Consider the following 17,410-nt stretch of genomic DNA (forward strand, 5'->3'; position numbering starts at 1 on the left):
TCAGCCCAGCTGCGGGGCGACCTGGGCGGAGATCAGCTCCAGGTGGTCCAGGTCGTCCAGGTCGAGGACCTGGAGGTAGACCCGGCCGGAGCCGACCGCCGCGTAGCGCCCGAGCTTCTCCACGACCTCGGCGGGCGAGCCCGCCAGGCCGTTGGCCTTCAGTTCGTCGACCTCCCGGCCGATGGCGGCGGCGCGGCGCGCCACTTCGGCGTCGTCCCTGCCGACGCAGACGACGAGGGCGTTGGAGTACACGAGGTCGCCGGCGGGCCGGCCGGCCTCCTCCGCGGCGGCGCGGACGCGTCCGAACTGCCGCTCGGTGTCCTCCACGGACGCGAACGGGATGTTGAACTCGTCCGCGTACCGCGCCGCCAGCCGGGGCGTGCGGGTCGCGCCGTGGCCGCCGATCAGGACCGGCACCTTCCGCTGGGCGGGCTTGGGCAGCGCGGGCGAGTCGGCGAGGCGGTAGTGCTCCCCCTCGTACGAGAAGGTCTTGCCGGCCTCGGTCCCCCACAGGCCCGTGACGATCGCCAGCTGTTCCTCCAGCCGGCCGAACTTCTCCTTCGGGAACGGGATGCCGTACGCGGTGTGCTCTTCCTCGAACCAGCCGGCACCCAGGCCGAGTTCGACCCGGCCGCCGGACATCCGGTCGACCTGGGCGACCTGGATGGCGAGGACGCCGGGCAGCCGGAAGGTGGCGGCGGTCATCAGGGTGCCGAGGCGGATCCGGCTGGTCTCCCGGGCGAGGCCCGCGAGCGTGATCCAGGCGTCGGTCGGCCCGGGCAGCCCGTCGCCCGAGCCCATGCGCAGGTAGTGGTCGGAGCGGAAGAAGGCGTCGAACCCGAGGTCCTCGGTGGCGCGGGCCACCCGGAGGAGGGTGTCGTAGTCGGCGCCCTGCTGGGGTTCCGTGAAGATGCGAAGATCCATGCCTCCATCCTGCACCGTCGGGTGCGTGTCGGGCCGCGCGTCAAGCCGCGCGTCAGCGCACGGGGCCCGCCTGCTCGGGCGGGTGAATATCCGTCCCCCTGGCGGGGCGCGTCACCACCGGCCAGTGACCGTGACCGGACCCCGTCGTTGGCTCGGGCGGAGCCGGACCGCCCGGCCCGCGCGCCGGCGGCCGCAGCCGGTGCGTCGTTCTTCTCCCGTGTCCCCGTCCGTGCCGGCCGGGGCCCGGGGCGAGGAGGCCGCGATGTCCCACGAAACCGCGTCGGAGCAGGCGTCGCCCGAGCAGCAGGTGCCGCAGGCCGTGCCCGGGCAGCAGGCTCCCGGAGCCCCGAAGGGGCTGCTCCAGCAGATGGAGGAGCTGATGGCGGCGCTCTCCGCCGACCTCTCCCAGCTGGACGCCGACCTCCAGTCCGCCACGGACCGCCACGAGCCGGGGACGCCCTACGACGACGGCGCCGGCGCCGGCCCCGACGACGGCCACGGTCACGGCGCCGGGACGCGCTGACCCTTCTCCCGTCGGCTCCTCTCCCGTCGCCCCCTCTCCAGCCGAACCCCCTCCCGTCGGTTCGGCTCCCCCGTTCTCCTCTTCACCCGTCCCCCGCCCCCTGCCCCTCGCCTCCTGCTCCCTCTTCCCCCTCCCCCTTCGTCTTCGCCGTCCCCTCGCCTCCCCGTGCCTTCGCCGTCCCGCCCGTCACCGCCTCCGCTCGCTCCCGTCAGCGGTCGCGGGCCCGGTCGCGCTCCCGCACGTGTCCCGGGGTCCGGTTCGGCTCCGGGTCCGGGCTCGGCTCCCGGTCCGCCTCGCCCGCGGGCTCGGGGGCCGGGCGACGGGGGGTCGGGTTCCTGGGATGCGGGGTGGCCGGCAGGGGGCCCGCCCTGCCCCGGGGCGGGTCGGGAGGGCGGGCCCGGCCCTGCTCGCGGACGTCGAGGCGCCGGAGCATGCCGCGGACGCGGTCGCCGGCCTCGTCCGCGGCGTCGATGGCCTCCATGCACTGCCAGTACAGCCCCTCGTCGTCGGTCACCGAGGCCACGCCGACGAGGGCGATGCCGACCTCCCCGAGGAGCTCCCCGAGCGCGGTGAGCGCCGAGCGCGGGTCGCCGACCTCCGTGAGCCGCGCGGCACGCGGCCCGGCCGCTCCCCACGCCGGGTACTCGCCGGCCTCGCTGAGTCCGCGCGCCTCGCCCCGCAGCTCCAGCGGTCCGCAGAGCGCGAGATGACTCCCCATCGCCTGGGCGAGCGCCCGGGCCTGCCAGGCTTCCGCCACGATGTCGTGTGCCGTCCCGCTCTCGGCCAGTGCGTGCAGGCCGGCCCGGACGAGTCGCTCCGCTTCCATCACATCCGCCCCCGTTCGTGCGACGTGCCGTTCCCTCAGTCCACTACCCAGAGTGAGGCCGCCTGAGCCCCCGCACCAGAGGAATTCGGAAATCTGTGGACAGGCGGCTCGAAGGAGGGAAAGCGATCACTCCGAAGAGTGACGATCAAGAATCTCGCTTGCCTTCGGTGTCCGACTCGCCCGTTCCGTCCCGTCCGCGGACCGGGAAGCGGAGCTCGTTGCGGTCGATCTTCGCGGCGAGGGCGGCGAGGGGGTCGATCCCCAGGACCTGGCAGAACTGGAGCAGGTAGGCGAGGACGTCGGCCACCTCGTCGGTGACGCGGTGGGCCGATTCCGGGTCGTCCATCACCCGCTCCGCCTGCTCGGGGGTCGACCACTGGAAGATCTCCAGGAGTTCGGCCGCCTCGACGCTGAGCGCCGCCGCCAGGTTCTTGGGCGTGTGGAAGGGCTGCCAGTCGCGTGCCGCCGCGAAGGCGGCGAGCCGGCGCTGGAGCCCTGCCACGTCGTGTTCGGTGTCCGTCACGGGGTCAGGTCTACCACCGTCACACCCGGGGTCCGCCGGGCTTCCGCCGCGGTGGCCGCGCCGACCGAGCCGGCCAGGCGGATGTGGCCGTCGGCGGCGACGGCCGCGGCGAGGTCGAGGAGGGCGGCGGCCTGGCGCGGGTCGAGACCGCGGTCGAGGCCGTCGGCGAGCAGGGTGAGGCACTGCATGGCGTCCGGGACCTCGGCGATCCGGTCCATGGCGAGGACGCCGGGGCCGGTGAGGAGGGTCAGCGCGAGGGCGAGGTAGCGGAGTTCGCCGTCGCCGAGGCGGCCGAGCGGGGTGGCGGGGCGGGCGCCCCGGGCGAGGAGGGCGCGGACGGTGCCGTCGCCGAGCTCCTGCGTCCCGAGTCCGGTGACGGGGCCCGCGCAGCCCGCGCCGGCGACGGCCGCGAGGCGCCGGTGGCGGCGGGGGCAGGCGGTGTGGGTGCGGTGCAGGACCTCGGCGAGGTTGGCGCAGTCGCGCAGGAGACGGCCCTCGCCGGGGAGGACGGGGGCGCGCATCCGGTCCGGTTCCGGGGCGCAGGCGAAGAGGGAACGGAGGCCGACCACGGCCTGTTCGGCGGCGGCGAGCACCTCGCGCTGGCCGGCCGTGGCGCCGGCGACGCGGAGCGGGAGGAGGGCGGTGCCGAGGAGGTCGTCGGGGAGCGGGGCGCGGGTGACGGGGGTCGCGCCGGCGGTGAACCAGGCGGCCTGGACGGTGGTGCGGCCGGGGTCCCTGAGGGCGGTGGTGAGGAGGATGCGACCGTGACGGGAGAGTCGTTCGCCGACGATGCGGAGCTCGGGGTCGGCCTGGACGGCGAGGTCGAGGCGGACGGGGCCGACGGGGCCGTCGACGGTGCAGCCGATGCGGAAGCCGCGGCGTCCCTGGGCGTCGGGGCGGGCGTCGTCGGGGACGAGCCGGACCGGGTCGGGGAAGACCTCCCCGAGCGGGTCGCCCGCGCCGAGCCGGGCGAGCGCCTCGTAGGCGCCGAGGACGGTGGACTTGCCGCTGCCGCTGGGGCCGGCGAAGAGGGTGACGGGACCGAGGGGGTACGTAGCGCGGCGGCGTCCCGCGTAGGCGGAGAGCCGCAGTTCGGTGACGACGGGCCTCGGGACGGCCGGCGGCTCGGCCCCGCCCGCGGCCCCGCCCCGCGCGTCCGCCGAGCCCCGTACATCTGCCGCACCCCGTGCGCCCGTCGTACCCCGCGCCCCTGCCGCGTCCTGCGGACCCGCCGCGCCCCGGACGTCCGCCCCGCTCCTGCGGGCGCCGGCCTGGGCGCCGACGCGGGCACGGACCCTGCCGCCGGACGCGGAGCCCGCCGGGACCGCGCGGGACCCGGGCCCCGCCGCCCCCGGACCGGGGCGGGACTCGGCCGGGACCGTGCCGGACCCCACGCCGGTCAGGGCGGTACCGGACCCGGGGGCGGCCAGGGCCCCGCCGGAGACGGGACCGGCCGGAACCGCACCGGACCCGGAGCCGACCGGAACCGCGCCGGACCCGTGGTCCGCCGAAGCCGCGCCGGGACCGGGGTCCGCCAGGGACGAACTCGCCCCGGAGGCGGCCGGGACCGCGCCGGGGCCGGCGTCCGCCGGGACCGCACCGGACCCGGCGGACGTCGGCTCCGTGCCGGCCCCCAGGTCCGTCAAGTCCGTGCCCGGACCGGCGCCCGCCGGGACCGCACCGGACCCGGGGGACGCCGGCTCCGTGCCGGCCCCCAGGTCCCTCGAGTCCGTGCCCGGACCGGCGCCCGCCGGGTCCGTGCCGGACCCGGGGGACGTCGAGTCCGTGCCGGTTCCGGAGGCCGCCGGGTCCGTGCCGGGGCCGGGGGGCGGCGCGGTCGTGCCGGACGCGGGGGCCGGTGGGGGCGGGGTCCGCCTCGGGGTGGTGGGGGCGGGGCCGTTCGCGCCCGGTTCCCGGGGCGTCGGGCGCGGGTGGGGGACGGTGTCGGGGGTGCGGGGGCCGGGGGTGCGGGCGAGGGTGGGGCCGCCGGTGAGGTCCATGATCGGACCGTACGCAGGGCCGGCACTGACGAACCGTTACGCCGAGATGACCTTCCTACGATCGGGGGACGCCCGCGCGGGGGGCGCCGACGGGCTCGTCGTCCTCGTCGCCGGCCGGGCCGTCGCCGGTGCCCTCGACCTCGGTCCCGGGCGGGGCCAGCAGGAAGACGTTCCGGTCGACGCGGTGCATGCCGCTGCCGAGGCCGAAGACGACGCCGCTGCTGAAGTCGAGGACGCGCTTGGCGACTTCCGGGTCGGCGCCGGTGAGGTCGAGCAGGACCGGGATCCGGGCGATGAGGTACTCGGCGACCTCGCGGGCGTCGGCGAAGACCTGGACCCGCAGCACGACCATGCGGCGCTGTTCGGCGGATTCGTACTGCTCGGGCATCGTGCGGTGGTCGACCCTGGACGGCCATTCGTCACGGCCGCGCAGCGGAAGGACCTGGGCCAGCCCCTCCCACTGCTCGTCGGTGACGTCGTACCTCTCGTACCTACTCATGGCCCCATCCTCCCGCTCCTCACCCGTTCGGCCCAACAACGACACGGGTGAACGGCGGGGGCGGACGCCGGGCGCTCACGCGAAGGCCTCGGCCAGGCGGCGCAGGCCCTCGGCGATCTCGTCGGGCGCGTGGGTGGTGAAGGAGAGGCGGAGGGAGGCCGGGTCGGGGGTGCCGGCGTAGAACGGGGCGCCGGGGACGTAGGCCACGTCGTGGCCGATGGCGGTGGCGAGGAGGGCGCCGGCGTCCCGGCCCCCGGGGAGGGTGGCCCAGACGAACATGCCGCCCTCGGGCCGGTTCCAGCGGCTGCCCTCGGGGAGGGCGGCGGGCAGGCCGGCGATGTTCGGCACGGGCTCGCCCTCGAAGCGGAGTTCGCCGTACGGGTCGTCCTCGGCGATCCAGAAGCCGTGCCGGGCGGCGGCCTCGGCGACGGCGGCGCGGCGCGCGGCGGGGAGGGTCCGGCCGGTGGGGTTCTGGAAGGTCGGGACGACGTAGAGCAGCGTGGGCCTCTCGCGGGCGGCGATCTCGTCGAGCGCCTCGGGGAGGATCCCGTCGTCGTCGGTGGGGACGGGGACGGCCCGGGCCCCGGCGAAGCCGAAGGCCTGGAGGGCCGCGAGGGAGCAGGGGTCCTCGACGAGGACGACGTCGCCGGGTTCGAGGAGCGCCGTGGCGAGGAGGGTGAGGGCCTGCTGGGAGCCGGTGGTGACGAGCAGGATGACCTCGGGGCGCGCGGTGAGCGCCGGGATCTCGCGCACGGGAGACGGGGCGACGTTCGCCGGCCGCGCGGCCGGCGGGGGCGCGGGGGCGGCGGGAGGCGTGGCGGGAGGGGAGACCGCGGCGGCGGGAGGCATGCGATTCAGTGCAGAGAGCACGCTTTTTCTGTCCAGGGCCGTCTCGCGGCGTGAATCCCCTGGAGTGCGGCGGGAGTCGGCGGGCCGGCGGTGAAGGTGCGGGTGTACGGGATGCGGTGGGCGTCGAGGGCGCGGCGGGTGGCGTCGGCGCGGGCCGCGGCGCCGGGGACGGCCGGATCGTGCAGCACGCCGGCGACGGAGCCGCTGTGGGAGATCTGGACGCCGACGGCGCCGGTGCGGCGGGCGAGCGCGACGAGCGGCTCGAACTCCCTTTGCCCGAGCAGCCGTTGGGCGCGGCGGGCGCTGGCGGTGGCGACCCGGCCGAGGAGCGCCGCGTCGCCCTCGGCGAGGGCGCGGCGGAGCCGGTCGCGCAGGTCGGCGTAGGCGCGGAGTTCGGCCTCGGTGGGCGTGGGGGCCGGGAGGGCGAGGGTGTCGACGGGGGCGCCGTCGCCGAGGAGGCAGCCGACGACGAGGAGCGGCGGCAGGGCGGGGCCGAGGACTTCGAGGACGCGGCCCTCGCGCTGGGCGAAGAGGACGGGGCGGGCGTCGAGCATGAGGGGGTCGCTGGCCCGTTCGGCGCGGACGGCGAGGCGGGCGGTGGTGCCGGGGTCGAGGCGGAGCCCGTACGCGTCGGCGACGGCGCGGACGGCGGCCAGGACGTCGCTGGTGGAGCTGCCCATGCCGAGGCCGAGCGGGACGGTGCCGGTGAGGCGCAGGGTGCCGCCGCGGGCGGGGCGGCCGGTGCGGCCGGCGCAGACGGCGACGGCGAGCCGGGCGGCGCGGGCGGCCTTGCTCCGGTCGCCGGGCAGGACGGTGACGGCGTCCGGCGGGGTGCCGGGGCGGGGGGTGAAGTCGGCGCGGGTGCCGGGGCCGGCCAGGGGCAGCGTGACGAGCCCGGCGCACGGCCGGCCGCCGGCGTCGAGGAAGACGCCCTGGAGGAGTTCCCCGTGGTGGGAGGGGGCGTGACCGGTGCCGGGGACGGGCCCGTCGGCGGGCACGGGCGGGGCGAGGGGAGCGCTGGTGGTCACGGGGAGAGTCTGACCGCTGGTGCCGGGCGGTGGTGCGGCCGGGGGGTGCGGCTCCGGGGCCGGCGGACCTGCTGCGGCTTCGGGGAGCGGCGCGGCCGGAGCCGCTCCGGGAGCCCGTGCACACCCGGTACCGCTCCAGGAGCCCGTGCACACCCGGTACCGCTCCGGGAGCCCGTGCGTCCGGTGCTGCTCCGGGGGTCGGTGTCCGCGCGGGGCGGTACCGCCCCGGGGCGGCGGCCCCGCGCCCGGCGGCGTGCCTCCGCGGTGACCGGCCGGGCCGGGCGGCCGGGTCCGGTGGGGCGGTGTCAGGCGGGCAGGGAGGCCACCGGTTCCGCAGGTTCCGCCAGTTCCAGGGTGCCGTCGGGGAGGCGGCGGGCGGCGACGCCGGAGCGGAGGAGGGGGGTGTCGTGGTCCGCCGGGGCCGGGTGGCCGGGGCCGTGGACGGTGCTGAAGGGGAGCGCGGGCCCGGTGGCGCACAGTTCCCCGGGGCGGCCGGTGGCGAGCGGCACGCCCCGGTCGTCCACCACCCGGACCTGGACCTCGGAGACCGGTGAGCCGAGGGTGTGCGGGGCGGTCCCGGGGGCGGTGAGCTCGCGGGAGGTCCAGGGGAGGACGCCGTCGGTGGGGGCGAAGTCGGCGCGGAGCCGGGCGTGCGGCAGGACGTCGAAGTGGCGCCGGACCAGGTCGGCGGGGACGGGACCGCCGACGAGCTGGACGAGCCGGGGCCGTACCGGGAGCGCGTCGAGGAGGGTGGCGTACTCCTCGGGCGTGAGGACGGCGGCGCACGGCGTGCCGTCGCCGCCGGCCGGGGTGCCGGAGGGCGGCACGGCCCGCAGCGAGGCGCCGGCGGCGAACGCCCACCACATCGCGGAGAGCGCGGCCGGCCCTGACGGGGGGCCCGTCACGTGGACCCGGCGGGGGGCCGGGCCGGAGGTGCGGATCCGCTCCGCGACGGCGAGGCGCCAGGCGCGGTGGTCGACGAGGTGCCCGGCGGGGGCGCCGGGCCCGCCGTGCGCGCGCAGCAGGTAGGCCGCCTCGGCGGGGTGCGAGAGGGGGAGCGAGGGCTCCAGGCGGTGGGCGGTGATCCGGCGCCAGGTCTCCGGGTCGTCCAGGGCGAGGGCGGTGTGCGCCCGCCCCCACGCCGCCCGGGTGGAGCTGCTGCACAGGACGGTGGTGGCGCCGCTGAGGGTCCCGACGGCGCGCAGCTCGCGCGGGCCGAGGCCGTGGGCGGCGGGCACGCAGACGCCGCCGGCCTTCAGGACGGCGAGCTGGGCCACCAGGGCCTGCCGGTGGTCGTCGCAGTGGACGATCACCGGGTCGCCGAGCTGGACGCCCCGGTGCATCAGCATCGACGCGAGGCGCGCGGCCCACTGGTCGGCCCGGGCGTAGGTGAGCGCGCCGCCGGCGTCCTGGACGGCGACGGCGTCCGGCCGGCGCAGGGCCGCGCGGGCGAACCCGCCGTCGAGGGTGGCGGGTGACGGGGGCGGCGGGGCCGGTGCGGCGGGGCGCGGGAGGCCGGGGCCGGGCGGGGGCTGCGGGTGACGGGCGGCGGGCCTCCGGCGGGGTGCCAGGGCGGGGTCGGGGGTCACGGTGGTTCCTCCAGCTCGGGATCGGGTGCCGTGCCGGGGTCAGGCGGTGGCCACCGCTCCCCACTCCCCCGGCGGGACGTCCCGCAGATGGCGGGTGAACTCCCACAGGTGGCCTTCGAGGTCGCGGACCAGGTACTGGCGCAGTCCCCACGGCTTGTCGGTCGGGGGCTGGACGATCTCGGCGCCGGCGGCCTCGGCGTGCGCGCGGTGCGCGTCGACGTCGGGCACCCAGACGATGACCTGCTTGCAGGTGTGGTCGGCGGAGCAGGCGGCGGTGTGGCGCTCGCCGGTGCGGCGGACCATGACGACGCCGCCGCCGGTGTCGAGGTCGGCGTGGTGGATGCCGCCCGCCGCGGGCTGCCGCAGGAGCAGGCGGAAGCCGAAGGCGCGGACGAGCCAGTCGACGGCGCGGTCGGGGTCGGCGTAGGCGAGTTCGACGACCACCTGGGGGAAGCCGCGGGCCGGGTCGTACACGGTCGCTCCTTCGACGGAGGAGGGAAACGGGGTGGTGGGGGGCGGGGGGGGAGACAGGGTGAGGGGCGGCGAAGGGAGGGGGCGGTGGGTCAGCCGGAGGCGCGGCCGGGGCGCACCGCGGCGGCGAGGTCGGCGAGGGTGGCGGACTCGAAGACCGCCCGCATCGGGACGGCGGCGCCCAGCGCGTCGCGGAGCCGGCCGGCGAGCCGGGTCGCCAGGACCGAATGGCCGCCGAGCTTGAAGAAGTTGTCGTCCGGGCGGACGTCCGGCACGCCGAGGATCTCGCCGACCAGCCGGCACACGGTCCGCTCGACGGGGTCGGTGACGGGTCCGGCGGCCGGTTCCCCGGCGGGGCCGTCCTCCGCCCGCCGCTCCCCCGCCGCGCGCTCGGCCTCCTCGGCGAGCCGGCGCAGCGCGGCCCGGTCGATCTTGCCGTTGGCGGTGACCGGGAGGCTCGGGAGGAGGTGGACCGAGGAGGGGACCATGTGGTCGGGCAGGGCCTCCGCCGCGTGGGCGCGCAGCGCGGGCCCGGTGACGCCGGCGCCGTCGACGGTGCTGACCCAGGCGGCGAGGCGGGCACCCGCGAGGTCGCCGACGACGGTCACCGCGGCCACGTCCACCGCCGGGTGGGCGGCCAGCCGGGCCTCGACCTCGCCGAGCTCGACGCGGAAGCCGCGGATCTTCACCTGGTCGTCGCCCCGGCTGGAGAAGACCAGCTGTCCGTCGGCGCGGCGGTGGCCCCGGTCGCCGGAGCGGTACATGCGGCTGCCGGGCGGGCCGGCGGGGTCGGGCAGGAAGCGGCCGGCGGTGAGGCCGGGGCGGTCGAGGTAGCCGCGGGCGACGCCGTTCCCGGCGAGGTACAGCTCGCCGTCGACGCCGTCGGGGACCGGGCGGAGGCGTTCGTCGAGGACGAGGACGCGGTTGCCGGACCACGGCGTGCCGATGGTGATCGCCTCGCCGGGGGCGACGGGGCCGGCGATGGTGGAGCCGACGGTGGTCTCGGTCGGTCCGTAGCCGTTGAAGAAGCGGCGTCCGGGGGCCCACCGGGCGACGAGGGCGCCGGTGCAGGCGTCCCCCGTGGACATGACCGTGCCGCCGGGGAGCACGCCCTCGGGGTCGGTGACGCTGAGCGCGACCGGCGGGAGGGTGGCGTGGGTGACGGCGTGGCGGCGCAGGGTGGCGTGGAGCGGCGGGCCGGGCAGCAGCTCCTCGGCCGGGGCCATGACGAGGGCGGCCCCGGAGAGGAGGGCCGCCGACCAGTCCCAGAAGGCGGCGTCGAAGCTGATGGAGGCCCATTGCAGGACGCGGTCGCCGGGTCCCGGGGCGAGGGTCGCCGCCTGGGCGGCCACCAGGTCGGCGGCGCCCGCGTGGGTGACGGCGACGCCCTTGGGCGTGCCCGTCGAGCCCGAGGTGTAGATGACGTACATCAGGTGCCGCGGGGTGAGGGGGGCGTTGCGGCACCGGTCGGTCAGGTCGTGGGCGGGCCGCGCGGCCGTCTCCCGTGCGGTGCCGGGGTCGTCGACGACGAGTTCGGGCACCGGGGCGCCGAGGTCGGGGCGGAGGGCCGCCGGGCGGACCAGCAGGACGGGCCGGGCGTCGGCGACCATGTGGGCGAGGCGCCGGGCGGGGTACTGCGGGTCGAGCGGGAGGTAGGCGCCGCCGGCCTTGAGGACGGCGAGGAGCACGACCGTCAGCTCGTCGCCCTTGGGCAGCGCGACCGCCACGGGGGTGTCCGGGCCGACGCCGCGGGCGACCAGGGTCCGCGCGAGGCGGTTGGCGCGGGCGTTGAGCTCGGCGTAGGTCACCACGCGGTCGCCGTGGAGCACCGCGGGGCTGTCCCCCGCGCGGGCCACGACGGACTCGAACAACTCCGGAACGGTCGGCACGTGCGGACTCCGTCCTCTCGGTACTGCGGTACGAGGGCGCTGGGCCGGCCACCGAAGCTAGCCGCTCGGCCCGCGCCGGCGGGGTGGCGCGAAAGGAGTGCGACAGGGGGTGCGGAGGGGAGGCGGCGGAAGGGGGGCCGGGAGGCTTCGGAGGGGAGGCGGCGGAAGAGGGGCCGGGAGGCTTCGGAGGGGAGGCGGCGGAAGAGGGGCCGGGAGGCTTCGGAGGGGTGCCCGGGAGGCTTCGCTCCTGTCGTGTCCCTGTCGCCGTTCCCTCGTGCCCGGGGGGCCTCGGCCACGCTGGGGCGACCGCGCGGGAGCGCCGTGCGGTCCGGCCCGTCGGCCCCGTTGGAGGGAAGCGATGCTCGAAGGTTGTGTGCCCTGGCCCGAGGAACTGGCAGCGCTCTACCGTCGCGAGGGGTACTGGGAGGGGCGGCCGCTGGGCGAGCTCCTCGACGAGGCGTGCGCGCGGTACGCCGGGAGGACCGCGCTCGTGTGCGGGGAGCGGCGGACGACCTACGCCGAGCTGGCCGAGGAGGCGGCGGCGCTGGCGGGCGGCCTGCTGGACCGGGGCATCGGGCCGCTGGACCGGGTCGTCGTCCAGCTGCCGAACGAGCCGGAGTTCGTCACGGTGGTCTTCGCGCTGCTGCGGATCGGGGCGATCCCGGTGATGGCGCTGCCGGGGCACCGCCGGGTCGAACTCACCCATCTGTGCGGGCACTCGGGGGCGGTCGCGCTGGTCGTCGCCGACGAGGTGAAGGGCTTCGACCACCGGGTCCTGGCCCGCGAGGTGCTGTCCGGGGTGCCGTCGCTGAAGCACGTCTTCGTGGCGGGCGAGGCGGAGGAGTTCACGGCGCTGGCGGAGCTGCGCGCGCCGGGGCGGACGATGCCGGCGGTCGATCCGTCGGAGCCCGCGCTCTTCCTGCTGTCGGGCGGGACGACGGGGCTGCCCAAGCTCATCCCGCGGACCCACGACGACTACGCGTACAACATGCGGGCGACCGCCGAGGCGCTGCGCTTCGACGGCGACGGCGTCTACCTGGCGGTCAATCCGGTCGGCCACAACTCGGCGCTCGGCTGCCCCGGCGTGCTGGGCGCGCTGCTGGTCGGCGGCACCGCGGTGCTCACCTCCAGCGTCCGCCCCGACGAGGTGTTCGCGCTGATCGAGCGGGAGGGGGTGACGCTGACGACGCTGGTGCCGCCGGTGGTGCGGCTGTGGATCGACGCGGCCCGCAGGTCGGGGGCGCGCTTCCCCGGTCTGCTGCTGCAGGTGGGGAGTTCGAAGTTCGACAGCGGGCGGGCCGCGGACGTGGGTCCGGGGATGGGCGCGGCGCTGTCGCAGTGGTTCGGCGTCGGCGAGGGGCTGCTGACGTACACGCGCCTGGACGACCCGGAGGAGGTCGCCGTCCACACCGAGGGGCGGCCGCTGGCCGCGCACGACGAGGTCCTCGTCCTGGACGCGGAGGGGCGGCCGGTGCCGGACGGCGAGGAGGGCGAGCTGGCGGTGCGGGGCCCGTACACGATCCGCGGCTACTACCGGGCCGAGGAGCAGAACCGGAACGCCTTCACCCCCGGCGGGCACTTCCGCACCGGGGACCTGGTGCGGCGGCGGCCGGACGGCAACCTCGTGGTGGTGGGACGGATCAAGGACATCGTCAACCGGGCCGGGGAGAAGGTGCCCGCCGAGGAGGTGGAGGAGCACCTGCTCACCCACGCCGCGGTCCGGGACGCGGCGGTGGTCGGGGTGGAGGATCCGGTGCTGGGCGAGCGGTGCGTCGCCTTCGTGGTCTTCCGGGACGAGCCGGTGGGCGGGCCGGCGGTGAAGGCGTACCTGCGGGAGCGGGGGCTCGCCACGTACAAGATCCCGGACCGGGTGGTGGCGGTCGGGGAGTTCCCCCGGACCCCCGTCGGCAAGGTCGACAAGGTGGCGCTGCGCGCCTCGGTGTGACCGGCGGGACGGGTCCGGCGCGTCCCGCCGGGCCCGTCAGCGGGCGGTGAAGGCGACGGGCATCGTGCTGTGCCCGTTGAGGAAGGTGGAGTAGACGCGCCGGGGGGTGCCGGTGGCCTCGATGCCGGAGACGGTGCCGGCCAGGGCGGTGAGCAGGGCGCGGAGTTCGGCGCGGCCGAGGTGGGCGCCGAGGCAGAAGTGGGGGCCGTGGCCGAAGGACACGTGCTTGTTGGGGGTGCGGGCGGGGTCGAAGCGTTCGGGCCGGTCGAACTGCCGCTCGTCGAAGTTGGCGGAGGTGTTCCACAGGGTGACGACGGACCCGGCCCGGATCCGCCGGCCGCCGATCTCCAGGTCGGTGGTGGCGGTGCGGGCGAAGTGCATGGCGGGGGTGGCCCAGCGGAGCACCTCCTCGACGGCGGTGTCGAGGGAGACCTCGCCGTCGCGGACGGCCCGCCACTGGTCGGGGAAGTCCGCGAAGGCCTTGACGGCGCAGATCGCCGACACCCGCGAGGACTCGTCGCCGCCGAGGATCAGGCTGTAGCAGTTGAGGGCGACGTCCTCGACGGAGAGCGGGGCGCCGTCGACCTCGGCCGCGGCGATCATGCTGACGACGTCGTCGCCGGGGGCGGCCCGGCGCCGTTCGACCAGGTCCACGAAGTACAGCAGGATCTCGTTGCGGGCCTCCAGGGCGGCGTACGGGTCGGCCTCGGCGTCGTCGGAGGACAGGGCGCTCTTGTTCCAGCGCAGCAGGTCCGGCCGGTCCGCGGCGGGGATCGACAGCAGGTCGCAGATGGTGCCCAGGGGGATGTGCTCGGCGACCTCGGCGGCGAAGTCGAAGGAGCCCGCGCCGGTGACGTCCCGGACGAGCTCGGCGGCGCGCCGCTCGACCCGCTCGACGACGGCGCCGAGCACCCGGGGCGAGAAGGCGCGGAGCATGACGGTGCGCAGGTCCCGGTGGCGGGGCCGGTCGGTGACGGCGAGCATCCGGCCGCCGGCCGAGTCGTCGCCGTGGAGCAGGACGTCGAGGACGGTGCCGCGGGCCGAGCCGAGGCGTGCGGCGTCGGTGTAGGCGGCGAGGACGTCGGCGTACCGCGAGACCACCCAGAAGCCGGGCCGGCCGTCCCTCCCCTCGTGCCAGTGGACGGGGTCGTGGTCGCGCATCCGGGCCCAGAAGGCGAGCGGGTCGTGGCGGACGAACGTCGTCGGGTCGGTGAGGTCGAAGGCGGTGGTGCCGGCCGTGGTCGGGCTCATCGGCGAAACCTTCCGTGCGGGGACCGGGGACGCGGCAGAGCGGCGAGCCGTGCCGGTGACCGCATCGTCACAACGGCGGCGACGGGCCCGGGCGCATCTGGCGCAGTTCTGTCGGAACGGGGTGCCGATCGGGAGGACAGGCGACAGATTGGCCGGGACACCGAGGGTCCGGCGGGACGGAGTCCGCGCTCGCGGCCGCTCGCCGCGCCGGGTCTCGTACCGGCTCGACCGGGTCCGTCCGGGCGCCGGGCGGGACAGTCCGTCCGGGCCGGACGGGACAGGAGGGTGCACGGTGGCAGAGCACGGAGACGGGCTGGCCGGACGCGCGGTGATCGTCACCGGCGCCGGCACGGGCATGGGACGCGCGGTCGCCGAGCTGCTCCTGGAGCGCGGCGCGCGGGTGGTGGCCGTCGGGCGGCGCGAGGACGCGCTGCGCGGGCTGGCCGCCGGTCCCGGCGGCGGGCGCGTCGAGGTGGTCGCCGCCGACATCACCCGGCCGGGGGCGGCCGAGGAGGTCGTCGCCGCCGCGACCGCCCGCTTCGGCACGGTCCACGGCCTGGTCAACAACGCCGGCCTGGCCCGCTTCGCCCCGCTGGAGGAGGCGTCCGACGACGACTTCGAGCAGCTGCTCGCGGTGAACGTCCGCGCCCCCGCCGCGCTGATCCGCGCGGCCCTGCCGCACCTGCGCGAGGAGCGCGGCGCGGTGGTGAACGTGTCGTCCGTCGGCGGGGTGCTCGCCATGCCGGGGCGGTCGTTCTACGGCGCCGGGAAGGCCGCGCTGAACAGCCTCACCCGCTCGCTGGCCCGGGAACTCGCCCCGGAGGTCCGGGTCAACGCGGTCCTGCCGGGCCCGGTGTCGACCCCGATGTGGGACGACATGGGCCTGGACGCCGCGGGCACCGACGCGCTCCTGGCGGGGCTGCTCGCGGCGACCCCGATGGGCCGCTTCGGCCGGCCCGGCGAGGTCGCCGGGTGGGTGTGCGGCCTGCTCGACCCGCACTTCTCCGGCTGGATCACCGGAGCCCTGATCCCCGTCGACGGCGGCCGCACCTCCTGATCCGTCCCGCGCGCCGCCGCCACGATCGAAACGGAGTCCTGATGCCCCTGCCCAGCCCTTCCACGCCGCTGTCCGACGGTGCCGCGGTCGCGGCGACGATCCCCTCGTCGGAGCTGCACCGCGTCTTCCGCGAGGCGGACGAGCGCGAACGCGCGACCGGCCGGCCGGTCACCAAGCTCCACGTCGGGGAGCCGTACTTCACCCCGCCGCCCGAGGTCGCGCGGGCGCTGGCGAGGGCCGCGGAGGAGGGACGGACGACGTACACCGACGTCGAGGGCCTGGTGGAGCTGCGCGAGCGGCTGGTGGAGAAGCTCGCCACCGAGAACGGCGTGGACACCGACGCGTCGCGGGTCTTCGTGACCCCCGGCTCCTGCCAGGGGCTGGCCGCGCTGATGCAGGCCGTCGCCGAGCCCGGCGCGGAGATCCTGCTGCCGGAGCTGCACTGGCCCATCCACCTCCAGCAGGCGCTGCTGGCCGGGCTGCGCCCGGTGTTCTACCCGCTGGGCGCCGACTACCGGCCGGACCCCGAGGCGGTGCTGGCCGCGGCGACCCCGAACACCCGGGTGCTGCTGCTGAACTCGCCGTCCAACCCGACCGGCGCCGTGCTGGACGCGGAGCGGCTCTCCGCCCTCCTCGGCACGGCGCGGCGGGAGGGCTGGCAGATCATCAGCGACGAGGCGTACGAGCACTTCGTCTTCGACGGGGCGCACGTGTCGACGGCGTCGCTGGAGCGGGACGTGCCGGTCTCCGAGCGGATCGTGCACACGGTGCAGACCTTCTCGAAGAGCCTGGCGATGACCGGCTACCGGCTCGGCTACCTCGCCACGGCCGACGAGCGGACGGCGCGGGCGGTGCGGATCGTGCAGGAGGCCAACCTCATCGCGATGGCGACGCCCGTGCAGTACGCGGGGCTGGAGGCGCTGCGCCTCGGGCACGTGGTGAAGGAGAACCGGGCGATGGTGCTCGCCAACCGTGACGCGGCGCTGCCCGCGGTGCGGGACGCCGGGCTGATGGCCGAGCTGCCGGCCGGCGGCTGGTACGCGGTGCTCGACGTGGCGCCGACCGGCCTGACCGCCGAGGAGTTCTCCGCCCGGCTGCTGCGGACGCGGAACGTGGCGGTGGTCCCGGGCAGCGGCTTCGCGCTGCTGCCTCGGCTCGACGCCAGGGGGCGGGTGCTGTCGGCGGAGCCGGCGCCCTGGTCGCGCCATCTGATCCGGATCGCCGTGTGCGGGGATCCGGGGACGCTGCGGGACGGGGTGGCCGAGCTGCTCGACTTCGCCCGGGAGTGCGGCGGGGCCGTCCGGTGACGGCGGCCCTCACCTACGCGGACTACCTGAACGTCGACGCCCTGCTGGGCCTCCAGGAGACCCGCACCCCGGACTCGGCGAGCCGGTCGGTGATCCAGGCGGAGCACTTCTTCATCGTCACCCACCAGGCCTGCGAGCTGTGGCTGAAGCAGGTCACGATCGATCTGGACGCGGCGGCGGAGGCGATGGTGCCGCCGTACGGTCCGGAGGACGACGAGCTGGCCCTGGAGTTCCTCGACCGCACGGTCGAGCTGCTGCGGGTGCTGCACGGGCAGGTGGTGGCGCTGGAGAAGCTGCCGCTGCGGCACTTCGCCGAGTTCCGTCCGTACCTGGACGGGGCGAGCGGGGCGCAGTCGGCGCAGTTCCGGCTGCTGGCGCGGCTGCTCGGCGGCGACCGGCAGGAGGGCCGGCTGTACGGGGCCTTCGAGCGGCTGGCGGAGCACCGGGGCGTCACCGTCGCGGAGGTGTGCGCGCAGGGGCCGGGCGCGGGGGTGCTCAACCGGATCGCGGACAGTCTGCTCGACGTGGCCAACGGCTACTGGCGCTGGAAGATGACGCACCTGGCGCTGGTCTCGAAGATGGTGGGCAACCGCGGCGGCACCGGCGGGAGTTCGGGCGTCGACCATCTGGCGTCCCGGGTGACGATGCCCTTCCCCGAGCTGCGGCGGCTGCGGGCGCAGGTGCACGAGAAGCTGCTGTCGGAGGGCTGAGGCGGCGACGGCGTCGGGG

General features: G+C 76.9%; 16 protein-coding genes. 5 read left to right on the top strand and 11 right to left on the bottom strand.

Annotated features, from left to right (window positions below; translation table 11 throughout):
- Entirely contained in the window at nucleotides 1–924 is a 924-nt protein-coding gene (locus tag IE287_RS32795; protein ID WP_189852895.1) for an LLM class F420-dependent oxidoreductase, read from the bottom strand.
- A 262-nt stretch (nucleotides 925–1,186) separates the two neighbouring features.
- Here IE287_RS32795 and IE287_RS32800 point away from each other — a divergent pair, with 262 nt between their 5' ends.
- Nucleotides 1,187–1,447: a hypothetical protein gene (locus IE287_RS32800; RefSeq protein ID WP_189852914.1), complete on the top strand. Its 261-nt coding sequence runs from the start codon at nucleotides 1,187–1,189 to the stop codon at nucleotides 1,445–1,447.
- 208 nt (nucleotides 1,448–1,655) lie between these two features.
- Here the strand turns inward: IE287_RS32800 and IE287_RS32805 are convergent, their stop codons facing one another.
- From IE287_RS32805 to IE287_RS32845, 9 genes are all read right to left on the bottom strand, one after another.
- A complete protein-coding gene (locus tag IE287_RS32805; protein ID WP_373307948.1) occupies nucleotides 1,656–2,273 on the bottom strand; it encodes a DUF6099 family protein in 618 nt (205 codons plus the stop codon).
- A gap of 145 nt (nucleotides 2,274–2,418) precedes the next feature.
- Complete coding sequence (locus IE287_RS32810) at nucleotides 2,419–2,796, bottom strand: nucleotide pyrophosphohydrolase (RefSeq protein WP_189852896.1); 378 nt, start codon at nucleotides 2,794–2,796, stop codon at nucleotides 2,419–2,421.
- Complete coding sequence (locus IE287_RS32815) at nucleotides 2,793–4,190, bottom strand: AAA family ATPase (protein ID WP_373307949.1); 1,398 nt, start codon at nucleotides 4,188–4,190, stop codon at nucleotides 2,793–2,795. Before IE287_RS32815 ends, IE287_RS32810 begins: the two co-directional genes overlap by 4 nt.
- A 661-nt stretch (nucleotides 4,191–4,851) precedes the next feature.
- Nucleotides 4,852–5,295, bottom strand: coding sequence for a cell division protein SepF (locus IE287_RS32820; RefSeq protein WP_189852897.1), 444 nt, complete (start codon nucleotides 5,293–5,295; stop codon nucleotides 4,852–4,854).
- Nucleotides 5,296–5,370: 75 nt separating this feature from the next.
- Complete coding sequence (locus tag IE287_RS32825) at nucleotides 5,371–6,144, bottom strand: aminotransferase class I/II-fold pyridoxal phosphate-dependent enzyme (protein WP_189852898.1); 774 nt, start codon at nucleotides 6,142–6,144, stop codon at nucleotides 5,371–5,373.
- Nucleotides 6,145–6,149: 5 nt separating this feature from the next.
- Nucleotides 6,150–7,172, bottom strand: coding sequence for a GHMP family kinase ATP-binding protein (locus IE287_RS32830; protein ID WP_189852899.1), 1,023 nt, complete (start codon nucleotides 7,170–7,172; stop codon nucleotides 6,150–6,152).
- Between the two features lie 305 nt (nucleotides 7,173–7,477).
- On the bottom strand, nucleotides 7,478–8,761 hold the full coding sequence (locus IE287_RS32835; RefSeq protein WP_189852900.1) for an AMP-binding protein: 1,284 nt from the start codon (nucleotides 8,759–8,761) through the stop codon (nucleotides 7,478–7,480).
- Nucleotides 8,762–8,800: 39 nt separating this feature from the next.
- Complete coding sequence (locus IE287_RS32840) at nucleotides 8,801–9,235, bottom strand: VOC family protein (protein WP_189852901.1); 435 nt, start codon at nucleotides 9,233–9,235, stop codon at nucleotides 8,801–8,803.
- 89 nt (nucleotides 9,236–9,324) lie between these two features.
- Nucleotides 9,325–11,121: a non-ribosomal peptide synthetase gene (locus IE287_RS32845; RefSeq protein WP_189852902.1), complete on the bottom strand. Its 1,797-nt coding sequence runs from the start codon at nucleotides 11,119–11,121 to the stop codon at nucleotides 9,325–9,327.
- Nucleotides 11,122–11,494: 373 nt separating this feature from the next.
- Here IE287_RS32845 and IE287_RS32850 point away from each other — a divergent pair, with 373 nt between their 5' ends.
- Nucleotides 11,495–13,066 (top strand): (2,3-dihydroxybenzoyl)adenylate synthase, encoded by a 1,572-nt coding sequence (locus tag IE287_RS32850; protein WP_308436907.1) that lies wholly within the window; start codon nucleotides 11,495–11,497, stop codon nucleotides 13,064–13,066.
- A 36-nt stretch (nucleotides 13,067–13,102) separates the two neighbouring features.
- On the opposite strand, the gene IE287_RS32855 is transcribed toward IE287_RS32850, so the two are convergent.
- Nucleotides 13,103–14,317 carry a cytochrome P450 gene (locus tag IE287_RS32855; RefSeq protein ID WP_189852904.1) on the bottom strand — a complete coding sequence of 405 codons (1,215 nt, stop codon included), beginning with the start codon at nucleotides 14,315–14,317 and terminating at the stop codon, nucleotides 13,103–13,105.
- A gap of 292 nt (nucleotides 14,318–14,609) precedes the next feature.
- On the opposite strand from IE287_RS32855, the gene IE287_RS32860 reads away from it, so the two are divergent.
- From IE287_RS32860 to IE287_RS32870, 3 genes are read left to right on the top strand one after another with little or no spacing between them, the layout of a single operon-like run.
- Nucleotides 14,610–15,374 (top strand): SDR family NAD(P)-dependent oxidoreductase, encoded by a 765-nt coding sequence (locus tag IE287_RS32860; protein WP_229883883.1) that lies wholly within the window; start codon nucleotides 14,610–14,612, stop codon nucleotides 15,372–15,374.
- Nucleotides 15,375–15,415: 41 nt separating this feature from the next.
- A complete protein-coding gene (locus IE287_RS32865; RefSeq protein WP_189852905.1) occupies nucleotides 15,416–16,681 on the top strand; it encodes a pyridoxal phosphate-dependent aminotransferase in 1,266 nt (421 codons plus the stop codon).
- Nucleotides 16,678–17,391 (top strand): tryptophan 2,3-dioxygenase family protein, encoded by a 714-nt coding sequence (locus IE287_RS32870; RefSeq protein ID WP_189852906.1) that lies wholly within the window; start codon nucleotides 16,678–16,680, stop codon nucleotides 17,389–17,391. Before IE287_RS32865 ends, IE287_RS32870 begins: the two co-directional genes overlap by 4 nt.
- Nucleotides 17,392–17,410 lie beyond the last annotated feature (19 nt).

The sequence above is a fragment of the Streptomyces omiyaensis genome (genome assembly GCF_014650895.1).
Taxonomy (GTDB): domain Bacteria; phylum Actinomycetota; class Actinomycetes; order Streptomycetales; family Streptomycetaceae; genus Streptomyces; species Streptomyces omiyaensis.